Here is a 25873-nt window from a genome sequence, read left to right as displayed (position 1 = left end):
TTATTTTAAAATTGGCCTGAGCTGGTTCAGGTAAAAGCTTTCTTTTTCTCTCATAATCAATTGGTCTTCTGCTTTTTTATCTTTGTAATCCAATAGATGTAATAGCCCATGCACCATGACGGTATAGAGTTCTTCTACCATTTTTTGATGATAGGTCTTAGCGTTTTCTGCTACCCGTTCAATGCTTATGTAGACATCTCCAAAGATGGTTTGGGCATCTGTAGCATAGTTAAATGTAATCACATCTGTTAAAGTATCATGGCCCAAATAGGTTATATTTTTCCCATGTAAATAGTGATCTGAACAAAAAATAAAGTTAAGCTGGTTAAGTGTGTATCTTTCTTGCCAGATAACCCTTTGCAGCCAGGTAGAGATTTTTCTTTTTTGCTTTAATCTAAAGCTAATTTCTTCTGAAAAATAATAAATATTCATTTTGATCTTATTATCTTGCAACACCAAACCGATCGGGTAAACTTTTTAAGCTGACCTATATTTGGCCGCAAATTACGGCTTATTTCGTTAAAAAGATATAATTATGTCTACCAAAGCGTCCTTTACGCCTATTGAGCCTCAGGCCAATCGTTGGCCTATTACCCTACTGCATAAAAATCAAAAAGCTTTTTTACGAGAGGTTGTGGAAAAGAGTTTTAACGCTTTGTGTGCACGCCATACACTGGATGGCGCACTTTACCGAATATTAGACCAAACAACCTCTAGAGAATTGGCTAGAATCGCATCAGACCCCTGGAGCTGTGATCCTAAGGATGACCGTTCATTTTGGGAAACGATGGCATCTTCTATTGAAAACAAAGCAGCAGCGACTACGCTTTTAAAAAATGTGCTGGAGCGTTATGTAGGTGAGATTTGTAGCTATTTTAGTGTGCGCCATTATCAGTATATAGCCAAATGTACGCACCATACGTTTATCCATCTGCTTAAGCCCCATTGTTTCGGCTTTGGTGCAGCACCAGACCGTTGGACCTTTCAACACAAAAGGTTACAGGAAAAATTTCATTTGATGGGTCAAGTAGATAGGGTGCGCGCATTGGCCCAAATCGGAACGGTTGTTTTAGTACCTACCCACACCAGCCATTGGGATTCTGTTGTGATCGGATTGGCTATGCAACAATTAGGCTTGCCCCCTTTGACTTGGGGAGCGGGGTTAAATTTATTTAATAATAGAGGGTTTCGTTATGTGTTTAATAAGCTAGGTACCTATAAGGTAGATCGGCGTAAAAAGACCATACCCTACTTACAGGTACAGAAAGATTATGCGTGCCAGATACTGGAATGGGGGTGCCATACCTTATTTTATCCGGGTGGGACCCGCAGCCGTTTAGGTGCCATAGAGTCTGATTTAAAATTAGGATTATTAGGTACTCCGTTTGATGCACAGGAAGCGAATTTTCAAAATCAAGGAGGGGCCACTGCTAAGAAACTTTTTATTGTACCCATCGTACTCAATTACCATTGTGTGTTAGAGGCTACTCAATTGATCGGTGAATCGGTTCAAATGGAAAGTGGTGCGGCTGCTGTAGTGCAACAAGGTTGCTGTTGCACAAGCCTTCAATTTAGCAAAAATATATTATTGAAAGGTTCAGAAATATTTATTAACATAGGTAGCCCCTTAGATGTAATGGGGAATAGGGTAGACCTAGAGGGGCGTAGTTATGATGATCATGGCCAAGCGATAGATTTATATCAACAGTTTCGGGATCTGCCCATTAAAACGGCTACTAGAAAGCGGTCAGACGACTATGTTAAAGCGCTGAGTCATAAAATTGTAGCAGCCTATTATGCGATTAATACCGTGCTCAGTAGCCATCTTGTAGCCTTTGTGGCCTATGAGTTGGCAAAAAAGCGCGGGGGGGGGGCAATAGAGCTAACAGATTCCGTGGTGCCTCATGCCGATTTTATGGTGGCGCTTGCGCATACCCATAAAGCGTTGGAACTGCTTTATACGGCGCAAAAAATAGATTTTACCCCTATAGTAAGGGGTGGCCAACTGGATGCGATTGCTAAAGATGGATGTGCTAAATTGGGGGTATATCATGCCCGAAAACCACTAGTAGTTACAGAAGATGGCAATTTGCGTATTCAAGATCCTTTAACATTATTTTATTACCACAATAGACTTACTGGTTATGGCCTCGAAGCAATCTTCTCCGCATAAAGTGGCAGCCGTTTTAGGGGCTGGCAGGTTTGGAACGGCTGTTGCCAACTTAGTAGCTCCTAATGTGGAGCGTCTTTTTTTATATGCACATAGGGCAGAACAGGCTTGTGCGTGGCAAGCAAGCCGTAGGGTTGGTGATGTACCATTGGCAGCTAATGTGGTGGTGAGCAATGATTTAGAAATGGTTTTGCGCATCTGTTCTGTTATTTTTCCAGTGGTACCTGCTGCTCAATTTCGTGGATTGATGCAACAGATCGCTCCCGCTATCAGACCCGACCACCTATTGATACATGGCACAAAGGGATTGCATATTTACGAGGATGGGGATCTGCCTTTTGCTCAGTCTGTGGCTACGATGAGCCGCGTAATGGTACAAGAAACGAAGGTGCAAGCAGTGGGTTGTTTGGCTGGCCCTAATTTGTCTGCGGAGTTGGCTCAAAAGCATCCTGCTGTTGCCGTAGTGGCCAGTGCGTCTAGGAAGGTGTTAGCTGTAGGGGAGCAGCTTTTAACCAATCCTTGGTTTCGTGTGTATACGAGTGTTAATCTGAACGGTGTAGAGATGTGTAATGTGCTGAAAAATATTTTTGCCATTGGTGCGGGTATAATAGGCGGTATGGGTTATGGCGCCAATACTTATGCTTTTTTCATTACCATGGCGATATCAGAAATGGATTGCATCATGGCGGCTACTGGTACGCCCAGCAATGGCTTATTAGGGCCAGCTGGTTTGGGCGATTTAATCGCTACTTGCGGCAGCACGACGAGCAGGAATTATACCATTGGCTACCGTTTGGCAAAGGGTGAACAGTTGACTGATATACTGAAAGATGTCAAGGGGGTTTCTGAAGGGGTACAAACGGTTCAAACCATTTGTGCAGTGATGCAATCTTATGGGAAGCAGGCTCCGATCACGGAAGCCATCTATCGCATGCTTTTTGAGGAGCTGCCTGTGCAGAAAGGGCTTGATGTGATGCTTGGGGGATAAGGAAAATATATTCTAGCAATTCTAAACATATGCCTATACAAAATTGGAATGAGGCTGATATTTGAAGATAGAATTTAACAGGCCTAAAAAACGTATTTGCATACTTAAAAAAAGACCCAAGTACAAAGACCTTTGTAAAGTTTAATGATTTTGGGCCTTGCCGTGTATATTTCTGTTATGCCTTGTTAAGCTTGATTGGCTCGCGAACTCTTTAGAACAAGGATCACAGCGTGGCTTTGGCTTTGTTTTTTTATTTTTCTTTTCATCGTTCTTTTCATGTGTCTCTTGATGTTTGGATAAGCTGCGTCAGGGAAAATTTAATATTTTCTCCTAAATAATTGACTATAAGATGCAATTTTAATTCAATGTTTCTTTACGGACAGCCATCCTTATCAGGCATCCCTATAATGGCCAGTAGATTCCTTGCTGAAACGACGCTATTGATTTTTCCACTAATGGTGAGCAGCAGGTTCTCGCCTAGCTTTTTTAGTTGGCAACAAGCTGGGTGTTTTTGCATATAACCCATAATGTGGTCCCACATGCTCAAGTTTCTTTTTTGGAAATCACTCCCTAGGTAGCAATGTAGCCGTTGGTTTTTAAATGAAATTTTTTGAAAGCCAATGCGTTCTGCTTCCCATCGGAGTTGTACGGTTTCCAGTAGGGTTTCTGTAGCGGTAGGTAATGGACCAAACCGATCTATTAGTTCTGCTTTAAATTGTGTAAGTTGGTTGATGTTTTTAAGTTCATTGAGCCTGGTGTAGAGGGCCATGCGCTGCGTTGTACTTTGTACATATTCAGGTGGTAAAAGTGCTTCACATTCTGTTTCAATAGAGCACTCGGTGTGTAGCGTCCTACCCTCTTTGGCAAATAATGTTTTAAAATCATTATGCTTTACTTCGTCTACTGCTTCTTCTAATATTTTACAATAGGTGTCAAAACCAATATCTGATATAAACCCACTTTGTGCAGCGCCTAGTAGATCACCGGCGCCACGTATGTCTAGATCTTTCATGGCCAGTTTAAAGCCATCTCCTAATTCTGAAAGTTCTTCTAATGCAGCTAGTCTAAGCTTTGCTTCTGGCGTAAGGGTTGCATCTTCTGGAATCAATAGGTGGCAAAAGGCTTGCACATTAGAGCGGCCTACCCTGCCCCGCATTTGATGTAAATCAGAAAGGCCTAGAAGATGGCTGTCATTGATGATAATGGTATTCACATTCGGCATATCCATTCCAGATTCTATAATGCTGGTGGCTACCAGTAGGTCGTAGTGTCCTACTATAAATTGCAGTATTTTTTCTTCTAACATAGATCCTGCCATTTGGCCGTGGGCTATGCAGATGCGTGCAGTGGGAACCAAATCTGATAACTTTTGTGCCATGGCGTTGATATTGCTGACTCTATTGTGCACAAAAAAGAGTTGTCCGCCACGGGCTATTTCGTCTTCTATGGCTTCTTTGATCAGTTTATCGTTAAAGCGGTGCAGCTTTGTTTGGATAGGCAGCCTGTTGGTAGGAGGGGTGGTCAAAATACTTAAATCCCTGGCACCCATCAGGGAAAAGTGGAGGGTGCGTGGAATGGGCGTAGCGGTTAAGGTTAATGTGTCTACATTCAAACGCATCTTTTTTAATCTTTCTTTGGCGCTTACCCCAAATTTCTGTTCTTCATCAATAATTAATAGTCCTAAATCTTTAAATTGAATGCCATTGGTCAGTAGTTTATGCGTACCAATCAAAATATCCACCTTGCCAGAAGCGGTATCTGAGCGCGTTTGCTCGATTTCTTGTTTGGTTTTAAATCGATTGATATAGCTGACATGAATCGGTAGATTTGCTAATCTATTGATAAAAGAGTTGTAGTGTTGCAGTGCTAAAATAGTAGTAGGCACTAGAACGGCTACTTGCTTGCCCTGTTCTGCTGCTTTAAAAGCGGCACGAATGGCGATCTCTGTTTTGCCAAATCCTACGTCTCCACAAATGAGCCGATCCATAGGCGTGGAGCGCTCCATATCTTCCTTTACAGCGGCAATGGCGGCTGCTTGGTCTGGGGTTTCTTCATAACAGAAGGAGGCGGCTAGCTCTGCATCTAGTAGGGTATCTGCACCAAAAGCAAATCCTATTGTTTTTTTGCGTTCTGCATAGAGTGTAATCAGTTCTTTGGCAATGTCTTTGATCTGTTTTTTAACGTTGTTTTTTTTACGTTGCCATGCAGTACTCCCCAAGGTATGCATCGCAGGTGTTGTACCATCTTTGCTGGTGTATTTGCTAATTTTATATAGTTCGTGTACGTTTACATACACCATGTCGTTGTTTTTATAGATCAGTCGAATGGCTTCTTGCTTTTGGCTATTGATGTTTAACGAATGTAATCCGGAAAATCGACCTATGCCATAGTCGCTATGCACTACATAATCACCGATTTCTAGTTTTCTACATGCGTCAGCGAGTAGGGTTTCGGTTGTAGAATGCCGTTTGGGCAGCTGGTACTTGTAGTATCGATTAAAAATTTGGTGATCGGTATAACAGACGATTTGGGCGGTATGGTCTATATACCCTTCCCGTAAACTGAGTAGCAATGGGGTAAAGGTTGGTTTGGGCGTTTGGGCGTCTAAAATTGTATGCAACCGTGCAAATTGCCCCGCAGCAGTGGCCGTAATATATACAGCATAGTGTTGCCCATTTCTTTTGTAAAGATCGTCCGCTAAAAGGTTAAAGTTTTGTTTAAAAAAAGGTTGTTTATCAGCATTATAAGTTAGTACACGGTCATTTGCTTCAACGATAGGCCCCTCTGGTCCGAATAGAATTTGATGAAAGGGCCTAATGGATTCCATAAAGCTTTCTAGCGTGTCTAGGGTATCGGTAGGGGTGGATGCGGTACCTTGTGGTTGCGCTAAAAGCTTTTTTTTATTTTTTAGCCAAATACAACTTCCTGCTGGTAGACAAGCTGCAAAGGAGGTATAGGCCCATTGTTTTGTGGTGTTTGCTTCTGGATTGGATAAAATAGTTGCCCTATTGACTTTTTTAAAAGATTTTTGGTCTTTAGGGTCAAAGATACGGATGGTGGAAACTTGGTCGCCCCATAGTTCTATTCGGTAGGGAAACGATTGATGTATGGTATAGACATCAATAATGCCGCCCCGTATGGCAAATTGGCCTGGGATATAGACAAAATCTACTTTTGTAAATCCTGCTTGCCTAAGCATTTTTTCCAGTGTTTGGAGCGATAGCGTTTGGCCTATATCTATCTTGTCACACATAGTGGTAACAAGAGATGGATCTAAGATCTTTTCTAGGAGTGCGGCTATATGGGTAACCACTAATGGTGCAGAGTTGTTTTCGCTTATAGCGTGTATAATGGCTGCGCGTTTGTTTTGAATGGTTTTATACTTATCTTCTTTTTGTTCTAAACTGGGCAAAAGCAGCACAGAATGGCTAGGGAGCAGATGGGTTAAATCTCCATACATAGCCAGTGCTTCTTCTTGGCTTTCCACCACAACAAGTTGTAATGGATGGCAATTTTGTTGCACGGCTGCAATCAACAGGGCATCTAGGCTACCTTGGACACCTTGTAGATGAATGTTTTGAGGAGCTTGTTTTAGGTAGTCTGTAAGCTTGGTTACAACTTCTTGTTTCTGGTATCGTGCTATAAAATCGTTGATCTGCAAGGTGAGAAAATAGGTTAATGAAAATAAAACGGCTGCCACAGACCCTTAAAAAGGGATATACAATAGCCTATAACGGCTACGGTTAAACGATAAGATGCAATGAATAAATTATTCAAGATTACGTCCAACGCAAATTTACAAATAGTTTTTTAAGAAATATCTACATTCTCGATTGCTCATGGCCCGCCGATAAAAAGTTGGCGCGCAGTAAAAATAAGGAGTGGCTCCACTACCAGATATTGTCAGCAGCCATTCTATTCATACGCCTAAACCTTCTTTAAACGCAAAATATAAGGGAGTGGCGCCATGATCAGTGGCCCTATGCCCAATAGTAGCGATAGTAGTAAAGTAGTTAAACCAGTAGGCGTTTCAAGAATAGGAAATAGCGAAGCGATAAGAACAGTACGGAAGCTAGCAGATGAAGCAGAATTTTCAGTAAATGAATCAGACAAAATAGTCTCCCAAAGGTTGAAAGTGGTAATTTCAGAATTGGATAAACTCCAAAAGGGCATGAGCGTTTTACATGAACTACGTAAGCATGTACAATTTGTATCTTGTAAATCAGAAGAAAAATATAGAATAGCTCAACAAGCAAGTCGAGATGTACAAACAATTGTCGAAGAAATAGATATAGCTGACAGGGCTGACGCATCAGATGACGTTATATCTGTTAAAGAAAAAATGGTAAATGATATGATGTCAATTGTCCAAGATGTAAAAAATAGTATAGTCTGTGACAAGCAATTCTTGGAAAAGTTCAATGAGAAGCTAGCAATAGTAAAAAAAGTGCGCGAAGACCTTAGGCCAGTCGCAGTCAAAGCAGTAGAAACTGCTCAAAAAGCTGTACAAGCATCTACATTTGCTATAGGCCAGATAAATATGAAGCCTGAGGCAGTTAAGAAAGCTCAAATGGTAAGTCAAGGAAAAGATGTATTAGAATTTGTAACAGAGGTAAATAAAAAGGGCGAAAAAGTACTGGATTATACAAAAAAATGAAAAAGAAAAAGTAAAAATAGCAATAGAAGGGTTAGAGAGAGATATAGGAGAAATTAGGCCAATAATAACTCAGGCTATAGCAAAAATATCAGAAGAGATAGAAAAAACCAAAGCACTAGAAAAATATATTGAAAATGAGCTAACTGCTCTTAAAGATAATGAGCGATCAGTTTAATAGGGGCAGATAAAAGTATAACGTCCATTTTTTTATGCTTTCCACTCTAGCGTATTGAGCATATGTATCATATCTTTTTTGATATAGGCGATTACTGGTGCTAAAGCATCATTTTGCGATGCGGTTTTAAAGTAAAGGGCGGCGCGTAAAAAGTGTTTTTTGCCATCTGTAGTATAAAATTGAAAAGGTGTAGCCACTTCACCAAAGAGTTCTATAACATGTGCCTGATGGCCTTTTGGGGTTTGAATAATGCTTTCCTCTATAGAGGAAGCCTTTACTTGGTGCTGGAAGGCTAGTGCGCTGGCGTTTTTACACCAATCGTTTAGGAGGGCTTGGTTATCTGTAACGGATTGATAGGAGAGGTAAATCGTGGCATCGAAATCAGGATAATAGAGGTTAACCCAGTAGTCCATTGTATGCCTACTTGTAGCGGGCAATAGATGCGCATGTATCGAATACTCAAATTGATAAGGGAACCCACTTTTAAGGGGTTGATAGTGCTGCGCTGGTAGGTGATTCCCTTTGGATAGGTTGCCTTGCTTAAAATAACCATTCACCCAAAAACCTAGTAGACCCAACATCGCAGTTATTAGGAGCATAACCAATCCTCTACTGGTTTTTAACCGGAAATGAAATTTATTGGAGTAGAGCATTGCTTTATTGCTTTTTTAATCTATTCGTCGCTCAACGATTACCGTTTTACTGAAAGTGCCAAACGCTTTATCATAATTAATTGCATTCAGCTTCAATGGTGTTAACGTAAGGAATATATTTTATTGATTATCAGATAAACCATCATTTTAATGGGCGGTTGTTCCCATTGCGCCAACTTAAGGTGCTAATGGCCGCCGATAAAGGAATTTGGCGCTTTCAGTAAAATAGTAGCCTTTTAACAAACTCTTTTTCAGCGGATCAGAAAATCAGTTTTGTTTGAAGCCCGCGTAGCGGGCAAGGTCTGATTTTCCCGTTGAAAAAGAGTTCGTTTCATTATTTTTACTGTGTGCCAAATTCATTTATCGAGGGCCGCAAGCGAGGGAGCATAGGAACCTCCGTAAAACGTCTTTTACACAATACGCAACAAAAGAGACAAGTTTTTAGCCCACTTAACCAGCGTCGTCTGAAGCCCGCGCAGCAGGTTGCGTTTATAACTTTCCCGATGCAAAGCAGCTCGTTACAGTATTTTATTGTGTGCCAAATTTTTATCAGCGGCCATTAGAGCACGTCATACGAACGGCTTATTGAGCAGCCATTAGCGGCGGAGCATACTACTTAAAACAGCAAGGGAATAATCTTTTTTACCCAAGGCTTTAATAAACGTTTGGTGATAATTGATAAAGAAGCCCGCTGCAGAGCGCCATAGAGCTTTTTTTTAACTTTTATATGGTCTTTATTAGAGATAAAAAACCATATAAAAAGGCTACTTAACAGGGCGCCCCAACCCAACCATAATTTTTTAGACATATATTACAGGGATTAAACAAACAAAATAAGCTGTAAAACCGGCTAAAAAAGCAAACAGCTTTTTTAGCCAATGTATGCTAATGCTACTCAACCAGCTAAGCTTATCCCTTAACGGCGTTTTTAACCGCATCCATTACTTCTTCAGCTTTTTCAGAAGATGATCGCACACAACCAGACAACCGCTTCGCTTTATTTTGGATCGCTTTAGTGATTTTTTTCTTCGTATCATCGCAGACCAAAAAACCCAATATAGTTCCCAATACTACGCCTAATACTAAGTAATAGATGTTTCTGCACATAATTTTACTTTACTTTAAAGTGTTTAAAAGTTCAAAAAATGAACGGCTGCCTAAACAGATACAAGCTCAATGTATACATTTTAAGTTAAAAAAGCTATTAGACCTCTTGCATAACCTATTTCTAATGGTCATTTTGTTGTCGAAACTTGTCTACGCTCCTCAAATATATTTAGTATTCTGCGGTTCTCGACTGCGTTTCTTCTAAAAATTGCTGATCATAAATAGCTTATGCAAGAGGTCTATTATAAAGATACAATATAATAGCTTGAAAGTACGGCCACTCAAAAAATCGGTTCGGCTTTAAATATCCAATTTAGCATATTTAGCATAGCGTTCTATAAATTCCCTACGAGGGGGTACTTCATCGCCCATTAACATAGAAAAAAGATGTTCTGCAGCCAGTGCAGAGGCTATAGTCACTTGTTTGAGGTTGCGACGGGTTGGATCCATAGTGGTATCCCAGAGTTGGATTTCATTCATTTCGCCCAAACCTTTATACCGTTGTACAAATACCGCATCAATTTTTCCATCTTTAAGGCTAAACTGTTTTACCCATTCTTCTTTTTCTGGCTCTGTCCAGCAATACTGCTCTTCTTTGTCTCGTTTTACCAGGTAGAGTGGGGGAGAGGCAATATAAAGATGGCCTTTTTCTATAATGTCCCGCATATAACGGAAGAAAAAAGTTAAAATAAGGGTGCGAATATGGCTGCCATCTACATCCGCGTCTGTCATAATCACAATTTTATGGTAGCGTAATTTATCTAGATGAATCGCTTGTTCATTCCCATCTGTGCCCATGGTGATCCCTAGTGCAGTGATCATATTTCTGACCTGCTCATTATCATATATTTTGTATGTCTGTGCTTTTTCTACATTTAGAATTTTACCTTTTAAGGGCAGAATGGCTTGGAATCTTCTATTTCTGCCCATTTTAGCCGTGCCGCCCGCAGAGTCACCCTCTACTAGAAAGAGTTCGCAAAGGGCAGGGTCTCGTTCAGAACAATCTGCCAGTTTACCAGGTAGGCTGTTGCCCATTAACACATTTTTGCGCTGGACCATTTCACGTGCTTTCCGGGCCGCTTGGCGGGCTTGGGCTGCTACGATTACCTTATTGATAATCAACTTGGCCTCTTTAGGGTGCTCTTCTAAGTAATAATGCAATACTTCTGCTACACAGCTTTCTACAGCGCCTTGTACTTCTGCATTCCCCAGCTTGGTTTTGGTTTGTCCCTCAAATTGAGGTTCTGCTACCTTTACCGAGATGACAGCCGTTAAACCTTCTCGAAAGTCATCTCCAATAATCTCTATTTTTGCTTTTTCTAATAAACCAGATTTATCTGCATAGCTTTTTAAGGTTCGGGTTAAGGCTCTTCTAAATCCAGTGACATGCATACCCCCTTCAATGGTATGTATGTTATTCACATAGGATACTACTGTTTCAGAATAACCCGTATTGTAGGTCATAGCCACTTGTACCAATACATTATTTTTTTCCCCTTCTACAACGATGGGGGCAGGCATAATAGAGACCTTCGTGCTGTCTAAATGGGCTACAAACTCCAAAAGTCCCCCTTCAGAGTGAAAGGTTTGTCGGAAAGGATCGCCTTGTTCATCTCGTTCACGGCGATCCTCTAATTCCATGGTTAGCCCTACATTTAAATAGGCCAATTCTTGTAGCCTGCCTACAATGGTATGTAGGTTGTAAACCGTAGTGGTAAAAATAGCGCTGTCTGGGGTAAAATGAACGGTAGTACCGCGCAAATCTGTATGGCCTACCTCTTTAACAGGGTAAGCTGGAATGCCTTGGGCATATGCTTGCTGGTACATTTTGCCATTTCGGTATACCGTAACCTCTAAATGAGCCGATAATGCATTTACACAGGAAACCCCTACACCATGTAAGCCTCCAGAAATTTTATAGGTGTCTTTATCGAATTTACCACCTGCATGCAATACCGTCATCACGACTTCTAAGGCTGATTTTTGTTCTTTTGGATGGATCTCAGTAGGAATCCCACGGCCATTGTCCCATACTGTAATGGAGTTATCCTCCTGGATAATAATGCCAATTTTAGTACAATAGCCTGCTAAAGACTCATCAATAGAGTTGTCTACTACCTCCCAAACAAGATGGTGCAATCCCTTTATCCCTACATCCCCAATGTACATGGCAGGGCGTTTGCGAACCGCTTCTAGCCCTTCTAGAATTTGGATGTTATCTGCTGAATAGTCATTAGTGGTTGGGGTCATTTTTTTAAGCTGGTTTAAAGAAAAAAATATATGTCAAGATAATAGGTTTAACCGAACATTACACTATATTTCAACTATTGTCATACCGTTCATACAGTATATTGGGCTTTGTAAGATTACTTTTTTTACGAACGGGTGGGCTTTTAAATAGCTCCGTATGGCGCTACGCAAAATGCCTTTTCCCTGTCCATGAATGATTTTTAATCGACTGTGGCCCAATAGCAATGAATGGTCTAAAAATTTTTCTACTACAGGAAGTGCTTGCGTTTTGTTGAAACCGTGCAGGTCAAGTATTGGATCAGCTACTGTATAGGGTGCACGCACCGCAATACCTTTGGCTTGGATACCTTTGGTTTGAATAGGTAGAGGCGCTTCTACGACTTCAACGGCCTGAAGCGGCAGATACAAGTGCAGCTTTCCAACAGCAATCAATAGCTTATGGAGCTCTATGGCTACGACTTGACCTATAGCCTTTTGATTTTTAATCCGTACATAGCTACCAATTGGAATGGGCATTATATCAAAAAATTAAAAACTAAATCGCACATTCCTCTAAAGCTAGGTAAACTTTATCATACATCTTTAGCGCCCTTTCGAGCGAATCATCTAAATAATACTTTAAGCTCTCTTCAAAAGCTTTTGGATCTACTCCGTATGATGCTAATATTTTTTGATGGTTTTGGTGACGCAATCTATCTGCCATTTCTTGGGGAAAATACCTATTGAGCAACCAACTGTTTAACAGTTCTAGATCCCTTACTACATGGATAAAAACGGCTTCATTGATTATAGTAGTGGGCCTATGACTAGTAAAGAGTTTTGTGAAGGCTGGCTTTCCCCCCCAGTATAAGAGTAACGATGCTAAAAAAATAGCCGCTATTTTTTTTGTCATACAAACAAAAGGTTAAGTAATGTATTTCATATAAAGTTAAGTAAAAACCCCTATATTAGGTAAATGTGAAGGAAAATTTTTATGTAAGTAACGATAGCTCATATAAAGATTAATTATGGAAGTCTTCCCGAAAAAAATTCTTTCTGTTGTTCATCCAGGCAAATTTAACTTTGATAAAAGCATCAACTACCACTTGTCTATTAATATCGGACATGGTTTGATTAAAGTATGCTGTATAGAACATGCTACGCAAGAATGTTTACTGTTGGGTATATATGCACTTCCCCTCGATAAAAACCACCCAAGCTATATTAAAAGCTTGGAGCAATTTTATAATCAAGATTTTTTTCTGATTAAAAAGAATTGGCGCTCTGTTACCTTATCTATTTCAAATCAAAAGTTTACCCTGTTGCCCCATTTGTTGCTCAGCACAAAAGATTTGTTGAGCTATATGCATGTTGCTTGCGGTGTAGATCCAAACGATGAAGTCATCTCTTTTACCCATCTATTGGCAAAAATCTCTGTGGTCTTTTCAGAAAATGCGGCTGTATTGGATTGGTTTAGAAAACGCTATACTGGTAGTAATTTTCATATTATCCATCAGGCTAATGCCATTATAGAAGGATGCCAAGTAGAGTGCCTACCTAAAACAGAATTATTTGTTTGGTTGACAGAAGATTATTTGTACATAGTGGTGTATAATAAAGGCAAACTAAGCTATTGTAATCTTTTTACTTATACAACATCTGATGACTTTTTGAGTTACCTATCAGCTGTCATCCAGGTTATGCGTTTAGAGCCTACTTCTTGTGCCTTACTGGTGGGTGGATCGATTGAAAAAAAGTCATTGGCTTATCGTCAGTTAAAAGCATATATACCAAAGGCTACATTGAAAACAAAGCTTAATTTCTTACATGCCAATGCATATGTTTTTAAAGCAAGTGGCACCTGGCCTATGTTGTATTTTGACCTAATCAGCAGTTTTCTTTGTCATACCCATAGTAGATCATGGCAATAAGCCAAGCATGGCTATACTGAACTATGCAAAATCTATTCATACTGCACCAAATTTTTCTATATGTCCCTTATTTTAAGCATTGAAACCGCTACAGCTGCTTGTTCCGTTGCGTTACACCATAGTGGTAAACAGGTGGCCCATACCACACTTTTAATGGATCGTTCCCATTCAGAATACCTCATGCCCATTATAGAAGATTTATTAAAAAATAGTAACTTTAAGCGCAGGTCGTTGGCTGCTGTAGCCATCTCTGGTGGTCCTGGTTCTTTCACTGGCTTGCGGATTGGCACTGCAGTAGCAAAAGGTCTTTGTTATGGATTAGATATTCCACTTATCTCAGTGGGCACATTAGAGGCCATGGCATATGGCATCTGTCCGTTTATTAGATCTCTTTCAATGGATACCCTACTATGTCCTGCCATTGATGCCCGGCGTAATGCTATTTATACGCTTATAGTTGATGCATCAGGTCAGATCAAACGTTCTGCCCATGTGGCTTTATTAGATAGTAAGTTATACAGAGATGGGCTACCGGGTGGGCCTTTGCTCTTTTTTGGAGATGGTGTTCCAAAAACGAAGCTATTTTTTATGGGAAATAAAAATATCCAGTTCATAGAGCAAGTAGTTCCTTCTGCTATACAGATAGGCTATTTGGCTTTTGCTAAGTTTCAAAAGCAGCTTTGGGAAGATCTGGCCAGTTATACACCCTGCTATTTAAGCCAGTTTCAAGACAAATAAAGAAATAGGTAATATTTATTTGGTTTTTTTTTAAATTAACCTTAATATTGCTGCTATTAAAGTCATTTAGCGGGGGCGGCTTGGCTTGTAATAAAGTGGGCCTGTTTCTGCATAGTAGCAGTTAATTAAGTAATAAAAGAAGTTAATAACAGAAAATAATTTTAATAGTATGAAAGGAATCAAAAGAAGTTTGATGGCAGGCCTCTTAGCTTGCGCTACATTCAATGCACAGGCAGAAGAAGTAAGTCCGTTCGAGTATGGTCTTAATGCTGCCCTAAGCGTATCCTCTGCTAAAGGATATGGTGATGATGTTAAGTTTGGTAGTAAAAAAGCAGATAGCAGTTTAATTGGTCACCCTTGGGTTGCTGCTGGTCTTTATGCTGAATATGCATTTGCAGATCAGGTTGGACTTGGCATAGATCTCAGATATATGAAGCAAGGAGCTACTTTGAAAGAAACTGAGGAAAATTCAAATGCAAACAATCAAAGCAGTTCAAGTAACGCTACAAAACCATCTATTAGTATGGTTAGCCATGGTGTTAATGGTGCAGTACGTCTATTCTGGTATCCGCTTGGTCGCCAAGAAGAAGCAGGTATGTTAAAAGTTTCTGTTGGTGTTGCTCCTTATATTCCATTCAAAACAACTTGCACAGAAGATAGTAAAGATATTAACCTTGATGATACTAAGAAAAAAGAGATCTCTGGATTTGATCTAGGTGTTTCGGGTCTTCTTGGGTATCAATTCACCAGTATTGGACTTGGTATTGAGCTAAAATATGACTGGTTTTTCATGAATAAGCTTAAAATAGAAGAAGGTAAAAATCAAACTATATACAGTAGTACTGCTGGACTTAAAGAACTCGGTTTGCAATGTGCAACTATCGGTATAAATTATAACCTTGCATCTTTGTTCTCTGAGTAATCTGAAAGTAAAGAAAAGTAGCGTTTGCATACCTTTTTGTTTCATTTCATTTCATTTTAGTAGCAGCTAGCTGGTATATACAGCTAGCTATTGCTTTATGGCCCGTTCGTCTAGGGGTTAGGACGTCAGGTTTTCATCCTGGAAACAGGGGTTCGATTCCCCTACGGGCTACGTTTAGATTAAGTGGTAATCTATTCATTACGTATCCATTCAACTGCATGGCAGAATTACCTTAAAAAAAAGAAAAACGTGCCTTTTAGTTGAGTTGTGTGATCAGCTCTTTTAGGTTTTTAATCAGGTTAATTTTTATACTAAAAGCTTTAGAAAACCCTTCATGTTGCGCTGCTATAAATACCTCTTTAAATCCCAGTTTTTCCGCTTCTGCTATTCTATGTTCCATTCTGTGTACGCCTCTCAATTCACCCCCTAATCCTACTTCTGCTATAAAGCATTTAAAATTTGAAATAACCTTATCCTTGAGCGCGCTTATAATGGCCATACAAATGGCCAAATCCAATGCCGTATCATCTACCCTAAGCCCCCCTGTAATATTTAAAAATACATCACGGTCATGTAAACGCACACCCGTTCGCTTTTCCAGTACAGCTAGCAGCATGTTCAATCGCCTTGGGTCGTAGCCTGTAGCATTTCGTTGCGGGTTTCCATACCGGGTTGCGGTTACCAATGATTGAATTTCAAGCATTAGTGGCCTAGTACCCTCTAAACAGGCTCCAATTGCTATGCCACTTAAAATATAGTCTTTCCCAGAAAGCAACATCGAAGAAGGATTGGTAACACCATGTAGTCCACTGACTTTCATTTCATATATACCTAATTCTGAGGTAGGGCCAAATCGATTCTTTATCGTCCGTACCATTCGATATAAGCATGGTTTATCTCCCTCAAACTGTAATACCGTATCCACCATATGCTCCAATAGTTTAGGGCCTGCTAAAGCCCCATCTTTATTGATATGCCCTATTAAAAATATCGCTACGTCTGTGTTTTTAGCGTAATCCAACAACCGTGTAGTACAAGATCTAATCTGATTGATGCTACCTATTACCCCTTCTTCTTCCTCAGCATATAAGGTTTGAATCGAATCTATCACCAATAAAGTGGGTGCCAAATCATTGGCATGCTTGAGGATCTGTACAAGTGCACATTCCTGTAATAGAAAGCAGTTGGGTGAAGATAATCCTAAGCGCGCAGCGCGGAGTTTAATTTGATGCTCTGTTTCTTCTCCAGATACATATAATATTTTAACCGCTTTTAGCTGTAACGCCACTTGGAGCAAAAGCGTTGATTTGCCAATACCAGGTTCACCACCCAATAGCACCAACGAGCCTGGAACAATCCCCCCACCCAGTACCCTATTGAACTCTGCATCTGCAGATAGCAGCCGTTTGCTAGTAGCCGCTTGAATCTCGTCTAACCTTTTAGGATATTTAATATTTAATTTATTTTCAGCTATATCACGTTTGGTATTGCTTTTTGTAGCAAATGCGCTTAGCTTGTTCCATTCTTTACAAGCGTCACATTTGCCTTGCCATTTAACATATTCAAGGCCACAGTTTGTACAGACATATGCCATATAGGTTTTATTTAGGTCTCTATTATACCTCTTTTGAAACGCTAACTTCTGCTGGTAATTTGCGCGTCGATCTGGTGCTCAAATCCTCACGTACATTTAGTACGCTCTGGTTTTGCACGCCGTCTCTCCTACAAATTCCACAGCATAAGCGAGTTTCCAATAGAAGTCTCTAAATTTGTAGGTAAAAGTAATGCATATAGATCATATTCCCATGGATTATCTATTCGATACTGCTATTCAGGCTGATGCACCATTTGATAGGGCTTCATTTTATTATAAAAGTTGTGCTTCTATCAATGATATGGCCCAACAACATTTGCTACATGCAGCAGAAGGAACCGTTTTTGTTGCAGAGCATCAATATAAAGGAAGGGGACAACGTGGGCATACTTGGCTATCAGAAGCAGGTAAAAATCTTCTTTTTTCTTTTATTGTATATCCAGAATGGTTACCGATAGATGCTGTTTTTGCCTTGAATATTATTACGAGTTTGGCGATTTATGAGGTGCTAATAGGCTGCTTTCCCAAGGAGATTGCTATAAAATGGCCCAATGATATCTACTACCTCGACCAGAAACTAGGTGGTATGTTAATTGAAACCCATATAGGGGATAAGCTCAAAGCCGCTGTAATTGGTATTGGCTTAAATGTGAATCAGCTACATTTTGAATCTTCGAAATTTACTTCCTTAGCGATCCAAAAAGGAAGGGCATGGGATCGATCCTTACTACTTACCCAGATTATCGATGCGTTGGGTCATTATTATGCACAGCTACAAAATGGCATGCATCATTTGCTTTGGAAAAAGTATATGGCTATACTCTACCGAAACAAAGGGTTCCATCGCTTTGAAACGATGCATGGATTACTGGAAGGGCGTATTGTAGCCGTGAATAGGCTAGGGGAATTGGTTGTAGCAGCGCGCAATGGCACCCAATATAGCTATAAAGCCAAAGAGATTGTTTTTGTATAGATGCGCAGTTTTCATATGCCTATAACGAATCTGTACCTTATATAGCTGGTGTATGGTTCAAATTATTGTGTTAATGTGTTTGCTTTTTATTAAAAAATTGTATAGCTATAAAGATACACGTTATACATATCTTAATATATTTCTCTTTTTATCTAAAATTATCCATTATGAAAAAGTATTTTCTTTATTTACTTATTACATCCTGTAATGGATTGGGGAAGTCTACTTCAAATAATATGGATCAAGTTCACAGTGATCAGGGTGGGGCGTGTGTAGGTATGGCACATTTTTTAATTAAATTTGAAAATCGAATTCAATAAACAAAAAAATAATTTACACGACACTTAAATCGAATGAGCCTTACAAACGGTTAGAATAAATCAATAAACAAGCATAACATGTTATTCAATAAATATGCTATTAGAGAAGCCATAATTTTATATAAACAAAATCCCTCTGCTGCATTTCAGGTAGTTATTACTTTTATTGCATTTATTTGTCTTGTGCCTCATGAGGTATTTCCATTTAATCTGTTGAGCCAATTAATTTTTTCTATACTAGCATGTAATATCTTTACTAAAGAAAACTTATGCTTCAACCATGATGTAAATGTGAAATTAGATGATAAAAGTCTAAAAAAAATAGCTAAAAGCAGATTTAATGTAATATTTTGTTGCAATGTAATCCAGTTTTGTATACTGGCACAGATTAATCCTTATGTGAAAAATGTATTAGGGGAAGGACTAGCATGGGCATGGATCACTTCCCGTTGTATCGTTTTGCATGATGGAGTACGAATGTTTTATCAGACATTTCCTGAACAGTCAAAAATTCGTTTGGGGTTAAAAATGCTGACCACTCGTTTTATTGGAAAGTATATTCCATTAGGTTCTTTACTCATCTATATTATCTATTTGCCTTATTTATTTGCCTATTGGAGGGTTTGGTTTGTGCTGAGTCAAGAGGGTAGTGATGCTGCTTTAACTAGTAGTTTATTTTCAATGTTACTTTTAATAATAGTTTCATTATATGTATATTATCGCCTAACTGCCTACCTAATGAAGAGAGTTGCCTTACGCATGGAATCAATCTAACGAGAAAAATTTAAAGAACTAGAAAGACCGGTTCAGCCTAATGGCGTCAACTTAGTGCGATCCGAAGTCACGAAAGAGTGAGGGTTTAATTCCCTCTTTCCTATACATCAGGGATAATGTATATCTCACATTTTAGAGTTTGGCATCCTCTAGGATGGAAGCAAGAGATAAAAGCTTTTATCGTCGGCCATAGGCGAAGGCGTATACGAATGATCAATATAATTATCTCATATGCACCAATTACAAGATGACCTTTCTGAGGCTATTTTAATGGTAGATAAACCCTTGGGTTGGACCTCCTTTGATGTGGTAAAAAAGGTCCGTTGTGCCTTAAAAATAAAAAAAATAGGCCATGCAGGTACCTTAGACCCTCTTGCAACAGGATTGCTTTTGTTATGTAGTGGCAGGGAAACTAAAAAAATTAGTAGCCTGCAAGCACTGGATAAGGTCTATACCGGCCAAATTGTGCTTGGCAAGACTACACCATCTATGGATTTAGAAACCCCCTTTGATCGCCTATCTAGCTATGACCATATCACTGAAGAGATGGTACGCGCTGCTGCTGCTACTTTTGTTGGACCTATCACGCAAATACCTCCTATCTATTCAGCCGTTAAAATAGGGGGGCAACGCGCCTATAAAATGGCTAGAAAAGGAGAAAAGGCGCAGCTGAGCCCCCGTTCTATTGTGATCCATTCCTTTTGCATTACAGCCATTGAGCTGCCAGTTATTACTTTTAAAGTCGTTTGTAGCAAAGGAACCTATATTCGGCGCCTTGCCCATGACTTAGGAGAAAAATTAGGCGTTGGAGGCTACCTCCATGCGCTATGTCGAACCCAAATAGGCCATTATGGTTTAGATCAGGCGTATACCCTAGAAAGATTATTGCAAATCAATGACTCTTCTGTAGGTTAACACCAGGGCCCCATTGTTTTTTCACTTGCCTATGCAGGATACGACTTTTTATATGATGATATAAAGACAGACAAGTGCCTTGATTCATATGAAGAGAGGCAGTATATTTAACACTAGCTACAGTGGTTTTAAACCGTTAATCTCAAAAATATGGACAAAGAAGCTATTATTACAACGTTACTAGAAGATATAGGAAACAACATTATCTTGAAGATGCAGTCAATAAATGGTTCGAAGAATGGATGACCAAACATGGATATGTCGAGTATATTAACAAGTTCCCATATTGCAGCTTTTTCAACTGATTTAAACAGATGGTTCTTGTTTAAATTATACCCCACCTCTATAGATGCAGGGCAAATGGATAGGTCATTTTTATTTTAACTAAGGCAATTTTTTTTCTTCAAAAATTTTGCTAGAAAAGAACTTGCCTACTATATAACCAATAGATGCTGCCGCTACCGTTAAAAACAGATCCTTTTCTAGTTCTAGAAATAAAAAAAGCACCTCTCTTTTCTGGTAGACTACTAAAAATAGATCCAAGTAAAAAAGCAGATAGAGACAAGTAAATAAAATCCAAGTTGTGGAAATCGATTTTTCATCTTTTATTTTCTTTATCCAAAACCCAACCAATAAGATGGCACCCAATGACAGCAACAATAGTAAAAAGGAAAAAATAGGGTATAAAAGAAGATTGGCTAAAAAATTGTAGCAAACGGCCAAACCACCTAATATATTTTGAATGGCTCCTTCTGAATGGGTATCTTTTTTAAGTATCTCATCTAGTGCATCAGAAGGCGCATCTGGTTCGTTTGGAGTATCTGGGTTTGTATCCTGCAAATCTGCGGCCACTGTATGCGCTTCTGTTTCCTTTGTAGCATCCGATCCTGTAGCCTGCAAAGTTTGGAAGATCACATTCCCCTTGTAACAAGATGCAACCGCATCATTCCATTTAAAACTTGTCGCTATACAGGCAACCATACTCAGCAAATAGGATAAGAAGCGCATAAATTTTAAGCTTAATTACTTTTTTATAAGTGGTTTTTAGGTTAGATTGATGTCAAAGCATGGCGATGCGCTATTTGGGCGCGCGCTCTTGCTCAATATCTTAATTTTTGGAAAAAGATCATAGTTTAAATGTATGAATATTGAAAAAAAACTTAATATTTTATTTGCTGGAAGAGGCACCTCCCACGCTGAACGATTGCTACCTGAATTGGTAGAAAACAATTTATTGATTAGTGATAGACAATTTAGCGATCACCTCCGCTTCCTTTATTTATACACCGACTTATTGGCCTATTATGATAACAACAATCAACGCATAGATCAAAATGTCTGGCGAAAGTTTTTAGAGCAAGATGATACTGTTATACGTTCCCTCATTCTACATACCAATATTGATGGTTTAAAAAAAAACATTCATAAAGATTTTTTAACCCTACGCAGAAGCTCTACAGGGATTGCAGATAGCAACTTGATGAATAATATTTTGGTCGTGGCCCAAGAATTGATCATACTATTAGATTATTGGTATAAAAACCTATCTAATGAGGATGTGGTTCGAGCCAAGTTAGATGCCATTATACATGAAGAAATCAATACCCATATTAGTAAAATATACAAAATGCTCCAACAGCATCGTAGGGTCAGTTCTATTCAATCTTTTATAAACTTTTCTGTTTTTCTTTATGAGAAGTGTCATAATGGTTCCTTATGGCAATTAAGAGTTGATCTGGTTTATGATGAAGTAAATGGTATAGAGCTTAATGATGAGCAAATTATTGATTTTTTTGATGATTTTTTTGATGCTGTTTTTAATACGATTTATAAATTAAAGGAACTCTCTGCTAGTGATTATTTTGATACCCTTTATGCTCAAAATAAAGCGCCTCATGTGGCGCTTTTGATCGCTTTTTTACAGCTGTTACAGTATGCAGATGCCCATCTTAATTACATTCCACAAAGAACGCTAGAGCACTACTACAGACATGTACTAAAATTTAATAATAATCCTTCCATTCCAGATCAGTCTTATGTGCATTTTTTGCTTAGCCCCAATCATTCCTTCGCTTTTGTGCCAGAGGGGAGCCTTTTGGTTGCAAAAAATCCAGTTAATGGTGCAGATATTTTGTTTGAAACCAAAAGAAATATAACAGTCAATAAAGCTAAGGTTGCTCAGATCAACACCCTGTTGATTACTAAAAAGGTTGATAAAGAAGGCTATAAAACAGTTGAGTTGTCTACTACTACCTATGATAGCAAGCTCTTACAAATGTTTCCTTTTCAATTGTTTCCTATGCCAGAAAATAATGAAATGGCCAAAACGCAATCGAACGAACAATTGGCTGTATTGGTTGGCTCACCCTTATTTCACCTTGCTGAAGGCATACGCACCATCCATATAAAATGGAAACTTACTTTTGAATCCTTTCAAATATTAGTCAATCGTAATCCAAATAAAAAGATCCCTACTGCAGCATTTTTAAAACAATTGTCCGGTATGCTTTCTACCCTTGCACGGGTACAAATTACTACTAAAGATGGATGGCTGACTATACCAGAAGAGTCTGTAGCATTGGAATTTGTGGATGCAACGCGTTGTCTGCACATGACCATATCTTTAAATGCAGAAGCACCTCCAGTAGAAATGTTACCTCCTGAATACCAGGGTGAAATAGTGAATCCTGGTACCCCGACGGTATCTGTTAGCATACGTGATAAAGCATCACTTACTGGTTTGTATCTCTTAAATGGTTTGGTGCTTGAAACCATAGATTTAAAAGTTAGTGTGCAGGGATATCGTGGATTGGTCCTTCAGAATCAATTGGGTATTATTGATAATAGTCAAATTTTTGAGCTTTTTGGGCCATTAGCCAAACTCGATAGTAGCTTTTATATAGGTAGTGGAGAAATCTTCTCTAAAAATCTAACGGATTTAAAAATAAATATTAAATGGGATAGCATTCCTACCATAGAAGGAGGATTTAAGTCTTATTATGATGCCTATCCTATTAAGGTAAGCAACGATGATTTTAAGGTAAACATTTCTTACTTAAATCATCAGCACTGGAATCCATCTTATGTCCAAAATAGACAAGTTGTGCCTCTTTTTCAGGTTATAAAAAATAATAAAGGTAGTGAACAGTTAGATTACCTGAGAACCATTAACGACATTGACGTAGCTGCATTACGGGTCACTAAAACAAACCATCCATTAGAGGTTAACGTCTATGGCCCCAAAACAGTAGCTGGTTTTTTAAAATTACAATTATGTGCACCAGAGCAAGCTTTTGGTCATGCCATCTATCCCAGCCTGATGAGCAGTATACTCGTTAAAAATGCCCAGAAAAAGAAAGGAGAAACCATAACGGTCTTGAATGAACCCTATACCCCCCGCATCAAATCGATTACTGTTGATTACGAGGCGGAGGAATCTATGGTACTCACCTCTCCTCCTGGAGAAGAGGAAGAAAAATATTTAAACAGCTTTTTTCATATTTCTTCTTTTGGTTATTTAAAGACCTTTCCAAGCAAGCTAACTGCCCCGCCTACATTATTGCCATTGATAGAACAGAAAGAATCATTTATCGCTTTTGGCATAGAAGATCTAAATAGCACCCATCTTTCTATGCATATAGCTATTGGTGAAAACAGTTCGGATCAAGAAACCCAGCAACCCAAGTGGTTTTATTTGTCTGACAATATTTGGCTGCCCTTCGAGGAAGCGATTGTTGTAGATGGAACCAATGGATTATCTCAATCTGGCATTATCATTTTTGATTTATCTAGTTTACCCAGTGAGGTAAATAGAAACAATACCCGTATGACGCCAGGGTTAACTTGGATTAAGGCACAGTTTATGGATAAAAAAGGTGCATTGGCCACTATAGTTGGAGTCTATACACAAGCCGTTGCTGTATCCAGGGTGATGGATAGAAATGGTGTATTTTCTGCTCCGGTATTACCTGAAAAAGCAATTCAAGAACTTCAGAACCCTATAGAGGGTATTGAATGGGTCCTACAACCTTTTCCCACTTTTGGTGGAAGGCAGTTTGAAAATCATCAAGCCTTCTATAGGCGGGTTAGTGAACGTTTGAGGCATAAAAATAGAGCCATATCAGTGTGGGATTATGAACGAATCGTTCTTGAAAAATTTCCAGAAGTTTTCAAAGTAAAGTGTATCAACCATACCTCAAAAAGCACAAATAATATGGCACAACCTGGTCATATAACCATTGTGGTCATGGCTAAAGCAGATCCTAGTTCGGGTATCCCTTTTGTGAGCAGACAGCTTTTAACTGAAATTAAAACCTATATTCAAAGTGTTAGTACACCGTTTATAAAGTGCGAGGTCATAAATCCTATTTATGAAGATGTTAAAGTTAACGTTACCGTTAAGTTTAAACCCGGGTATGAAAAAGGATTATTCTTAAATTTGTTATACCAGGATTTACACAACTTTTTTTCTCCTTGGGTATTAAACCCATCAGTGGATGTACAGTTAGGTGGAAATATACCTACTTCTAAGATTATAGACTTCATTAATAACCGTTATTATATAGAAGGCATAGGAAATTTTTCTATATTGAAGTATTCTGGTAACGCTCCAGATTTAAAGCTGGATAAGGTAACAACTTATGATAGTCATTTGTTTGCCGGTTATCCATGGTCGGTTATGGTTTCTTCAAAAAATCATAAAATATCTGTGGTGGATAAATTCGATGCTGCTGTTAAATTGCGTCATGGCAGCATAGGCGATATGGCTATTTCTGAAGATTTTATAGTAGGTCCATGGGAGCGCCCTAAGCAAGAACCTATACCATGTGTAGATCAAGGCGCACCCATACCAAGTTTAGAAGAATATTGTTTAATTACCAAAAAATATATTAGAACCGATCATGGCAATCACTAGTAGAGAGGCACTAAAGAAAAGCTTTGAAAAAGGATCTATCCCTACCCAGCGTGATTTTGAGGATTTGATAGACTCAATGTTTCATAAACAAGATGATAAGATTATTTCTCAAGATCATGGCTTGAGTTTGTCTCCTAAAGGGAGCTCCTCTAAGTTGATAACTTTTTTTAATAACTTAAATGATTTTAAGCCGACTTGGAGTATTGAGCAGTATCCCAAAAACACGCCAGATTTTGGGTTTAATCTTGTTGATAAGCAGGGGGAAAGCAAACTTTTTGTTCAAGCAAATGGATATATTGGTATTGGTACAACCAATCCATCAGAAAAATTAACTGTGAATGGTAATATCAGCATGCATGGGCGTAGGGGTGCTTATGCTGCTGGTACAGCCCCTGGTGATGGCAATTGGTATAATATTACGCCTCCATTAAATGCGTGCCATGCATTTGAAGTAATCGCTAAAATTGGTAAAAAAGGGCGTGGTTTATATGCTATGACCCACGCTATAGCACTTAGTACATTTGGAGATTCAAGCAATAAGATTCATGCTGTAAAGGCCTATTATGGAAGTTTCAGAAATAAAATTCATTTGCGTTGGACTGGAGATACCTTTAATTACACGTTACAAATAAGAACCCAACGTGATTATGGAGAAGATAGTGTGATTAAATATTATGTGACCAATTTATGGTGGGAAGACGAGGAGGCTGAAGCCATTTCCTAAAGGGATAATGCAGCATGAGGGGCTAGAATAGGTAAACTCCTATTTTCTGATTAAAGATAGGTAGAATTTTAAGAAACTTTCTTAAATT

Annotated in this window: 21 protein-coding genes and 1 tRNA gene; 12 read left to right on the top strand and 10 right to left on the bottom strand. The window is 38.9% G+C overall.

Annotated features, from left to right (window positions below; genetic code table 11):
* Nucleotides 1-432, bottom strand: a complete 432-nt coding sequence (gene ybeY, locus ACOALF_RS04705; protein WP_419241341.1) for an rRNA maturation RNase YbeY — start codon at nucleotides 430-432, stop codon at nucleotides 1-3.
* A gap of 103 nt (nucleotides 433-535) precedes the next feature.
* On the opposite strand from ybeY, the gene ACOALF_RS04700 reads away from it, so the two are divergent.
* Together ACOALF_RS04700 and ACOALF_RS04695 are read left to right on the top strand one after the other, a co-directional pair.
* Nucleotides 536-2173 (top strand): 1-acyl-sn-glycerol-3-phosphate acyltransferase, encoded by a 1638-nt coding sequence (locus tag ACOALF_RS04700; RefSeq protein ID WP_419241340.1) that lies wholly within the window; start codon nucleotides 536-538, stop codon nucleotides 2171-2173.
* Nucleotides 2145-3158: an NAD(P)H-dependent glycerol-3-phosphate dehydrogenase gene (locus tag ACOALF_RS04695; RefSeq protein ID WP_419241339.1), complete on the top strand. Its 1014-nt coding sequence runs from the start codon at nucleotides 2145-2147 to the stop codon at nucleotides 3156-3158. Before ACOALF_RS04700 ends, ACOALF_RS04695 begins: the two co-directional genes overlap by 29 nt.
* A 373-nt stretch (nucleotides 3159-3531) precedes the next feature.
* Here ACOALF_RS04695 and mfd read toward each other — a convergent pair whose 3' ends face one another.
* Nucleotides 3532-6858 carry a transcription-repair coupling factor gene (mfd, locus tag ACOALF_RS04690; protein WP_419241338.1) on the bottom strand — a complete coding sequence of 1109 codons (3327 nt, stop codon included), beginning with the start codon at nucleotides 6856-6858 and terminating at the stop codon, nucleotides 3532-3534.
* 267 nt (nucleotides 6859-7125) lie between these two features.
* Here mfd and ACOALF_RS04685 point away from each other — a divergent pair, with 267 nt between their 5' ends.
* On the top strand, nucleotides 7126-7815 hold the full coding sequence (locus tag ACOALF_RS04685; protein WP_419241337.1) for a hypothetical protein: 690 nt from the start codon (nucleotides 7126-7128) through the stop codon (nucleotides 7813-7815).
* A 207-nt stretch (nucleotides 7816-8022) separates the two neighbouring features.
* Here ACOALF_RS04685 and ACOALF_RS04680 read toward each other — a convergent pair whose 3' ends face one another.
* From ACOALF_RS04680 to ACOALF_RS04655, 6 genes are all read right to left on the bottom strand, one after another.
* Nucleotides 8023-8643, bottom strand: coding sequence for a gliding motility lipoprotein GldD (locus ACOALF_RS04680; protein ID WP_419241336.1), 621 nt, complete (start codon nucleotides 8641-8643; stop codon nucleotides 8023-8025).
* 616 nt (nucleotides 8644-9259) lie between these two features.
* A complete protein-coding gene (locus tag ACOALF_RS04675; protein ID WP_419241335.1) occupies nucleotides 9260-9451 on the bottom strand; it encodes a hypothetical protein in 192 nt (63 codons plus the stop codon).
* A 101-nt stretch (nucleotides 9452-9552) separates the two neighbouring features.
* The gene (locus ACOALF_RS04670) at nucleotides 9553-9750 is read right to left on the bottom strand and encodes a hypothetical protein (protein WP_419241334.1); all 198 of its coding nucleotides are present in this window, start codon (nucleotides 9748-9750) and stop codon (nucleotides 9553-9555) included.
* Nucleotides 9751-10050: 300 nt separating this feature from the next.
* Complete coding sequence (gene gyrB / locus ACOALF_RS04665; RefSeq protein ID WP_419241333.1) at nucleotides 10051-12000, bottom strand: DNA topoisomerase (ATP-hydrolyzing) subunit B; 1950 nt, start codon at nucleotides 11998-12000, stop codon at nucleotides 10051-10053.
* Between the two features lie 63 nt (nucleotides 12001-12063).
* The gene (locus ACOALF_RS04660; RefSeq protein WP_419241332.1) at nucleotides 12064-12516 is read right to left on the bottom strand and encodes a Smr/MutS family protein; all 453 of its coding nucleotides are present in this window, start codon (nucleotides 12514-12516) and stop codon (nucleotides 12064-12066) included.
* A gap of 19 nt (nucleotides 12517-12535) precedes the next feature.
* Complete coding sequence (locus ACOALF_RS04655; RefSeq protein WP_419241331.1) at nucleotides 12536-12892, bottom strand: DUF4296 domain-containing protein; 357 nt, start codon at nucleotides 12890-12892, stop codon at nucleotides 12536-12538.
* A 115-nt stretch (nucleotides 12893-13007) separates the two neighbouring features.
* Between ACOALF_RS04655 and ACOALF_RS04650 the strand changes: the two genes are divergently transcribed.
* The 4 genes from ACOALF_RS04650 to ACOALF_RS04635 all read left to right on the top strand — a co-directional run bounded on the left by ACOALF_RS04650 (nucleotide 13008) and on the right by ACOALF_RS04635 (nucleotide 15741).
* Nucleotides 13008-13910 carry a DUF3822 family protein gene (locus ACOALF_RS04650; RefSeq protein ID WP_419241330.1) on the top strand — a complete coding sequence of 301 codons (903 nt, stop codon included), beginning with the start codon at nucleotides 13008-13010 and terminating at the stop codon, nucleotides 13908-13910.
* 60 nt (nucleotides 13911-13970) lie between these two features.
* On the top strand, nucleotides 13971-14648 hold the full coding sequence (tsaB, locus tag ACOALF_RS04645; protein WP_419241329.1) for a tRNA (adenosine(37)-N6)-threonylcarbamoyltransferase complex dimerization subunit type 1 TsaB: 678 nt from the start codon (nucleotides 13971-13973) through the stop codon (nucleotides 14646-14648).
* Nucleotides 14649-14817: 169 nt separating this feature from the next.
* Nucleotides 14818-15570, top strand: coding sequence for a hypothetical protein (locus ACOALF_RS04640; RefSeq protein WP_419241328.1), 753 nt, complete (start codon nucleotides 14818-14820; stop codon nucleotides 15568-15570).
* A gap of 99 nt (nucleotides 15571-15669) precedes the next feature.
* Nucleotides 15670-15741: transfer RNA gene (locus tag ACOALF_RS04635), tRNA-Glu, on the top strand.
* Nucleotides 15742-15826: 85 nt separating this feature from the next.
* On the opposite strand, the gene radA is transcribed toward ACOALF_RS04635, so the two are convergent.
* On the bottom strand, nucleotides 15827-17164 hold the full coding sequence (gene radA, locus ACOALF_RS04630; protein WP_419241327.1) for a DNA repair protein RadA: 1338 nt from the start codon (nucleotides 17162-17164) through the stop codon (nucleotides 15827-15829).
* Between the two features lie 190 nt (nucleotides 17165-17354).
* Here radA and ACOALF_RS04625 point away from each other — a divergent pair, with 190 nt between their 5' ends.
* From ACOALF_RS04625 to truB, 3 genes are all read left to right on the top strand, one after another.
* The gene (locus tag ACOALF_RS04625; protein ID WP_419241326.1) at nucleotides 17355-18137 is read left to right on the top strand and encodes a biotin--[acetyl-CoA-carboxylase] ligase; all 783 of its coding nucleotides are present in this window, start codon (nucleotides 17355-17357) and stop codon (nucleotides 18135-18137) included.
* 398 nt (nucleotides 18138-18535) lie between these two features.
* Nucleotides 18536-19231 carry a hypothetical protein gene (locus ACOALF_RS04620; protein WP_419241325.1) on the top strand — a complete coding sequence of 232 codons (696 nt, stop codon included), beginning with the start codon at nucleotides 18536-18538 and terminating at the stop codon, nucleotides 19229-19231.
* A gap of 231 nt (nucleotides 19232-19462) precedes the next feature.
* The gene (gene truB, locus ACOALF_RS04615; protein WP_419241324.1) at nucleotides 19463-20146 is read left to right on the top strand and encodes a tRNA pseudouridine(55) synthase TruB; all 684 of its coding nucleotides are present in this window, start codon (nucleotides 19463-19465) and stop codon (nucleotides 20144-20146) included.
* 384 nt (nucleotides 20147-20530) lie between these two features.
* On the opposite strand, the gene ACOALF_RS04610 is transcribed toward truB, so the two are convergent.
* Entirely contained in the window at nucleotides 20531-21154 is a 624-nt protein-coding gene (locus ACOALF_RS04610) for a hypothetical protein (protein WP_419241323.1), read from the bottom strand.
* Between the two features lie 133 nt (nucleotides 21155-21287).
* Between ACOALF_RS04610 and ACOALF_RS04605 the strand changes: the two genes are divergently transcribed.
* Both ACOALF_RS04605 and ACOALF_RS04600 read left to right on the top strand, forming a co-directional pair.
* A complete protein-coding gene (locus tag ACOALF_RS04605) occupies nucleotides 21288-25061 on the top strand; it encodes a baseplate J/gp47 family protein (protein ID WP_419241322.1) in 3774 nt (1257 codons plus the stop codon).
* The gene (locus ACOALF_RS04600; protein ID WP_419241321.1) at nucleotides 25048-25785 is read left to right on the top strand and encodes an adhesin; all 738 of its coding nucleotides are present in this window, start codon (nucleotides 25048-25050) and stop codon (nucleotides 25783-25785) included. The genes ACOALF_RS04605 and ACOALF_RS04600 overlap by 14 nt, the downstream gene beginning before the upstream one ends.
* The last annotated feature ends 88 nt before the right edge of the window (nucleotides 25786-25873 follow it).

Source organism: Cardinium endosymbiont of Nabis limbatus, from assembly GCF_965196625.1.
GTDB lineage: Bacteria > Bacteroidota > Bacteroidia > Cytophagales > Amoebophilaceae > Cardinium.
Note: the sequence above shows the minus strand (reverse complement) of the source record. Positions and strands in the feature narration are given on the sequence as shown.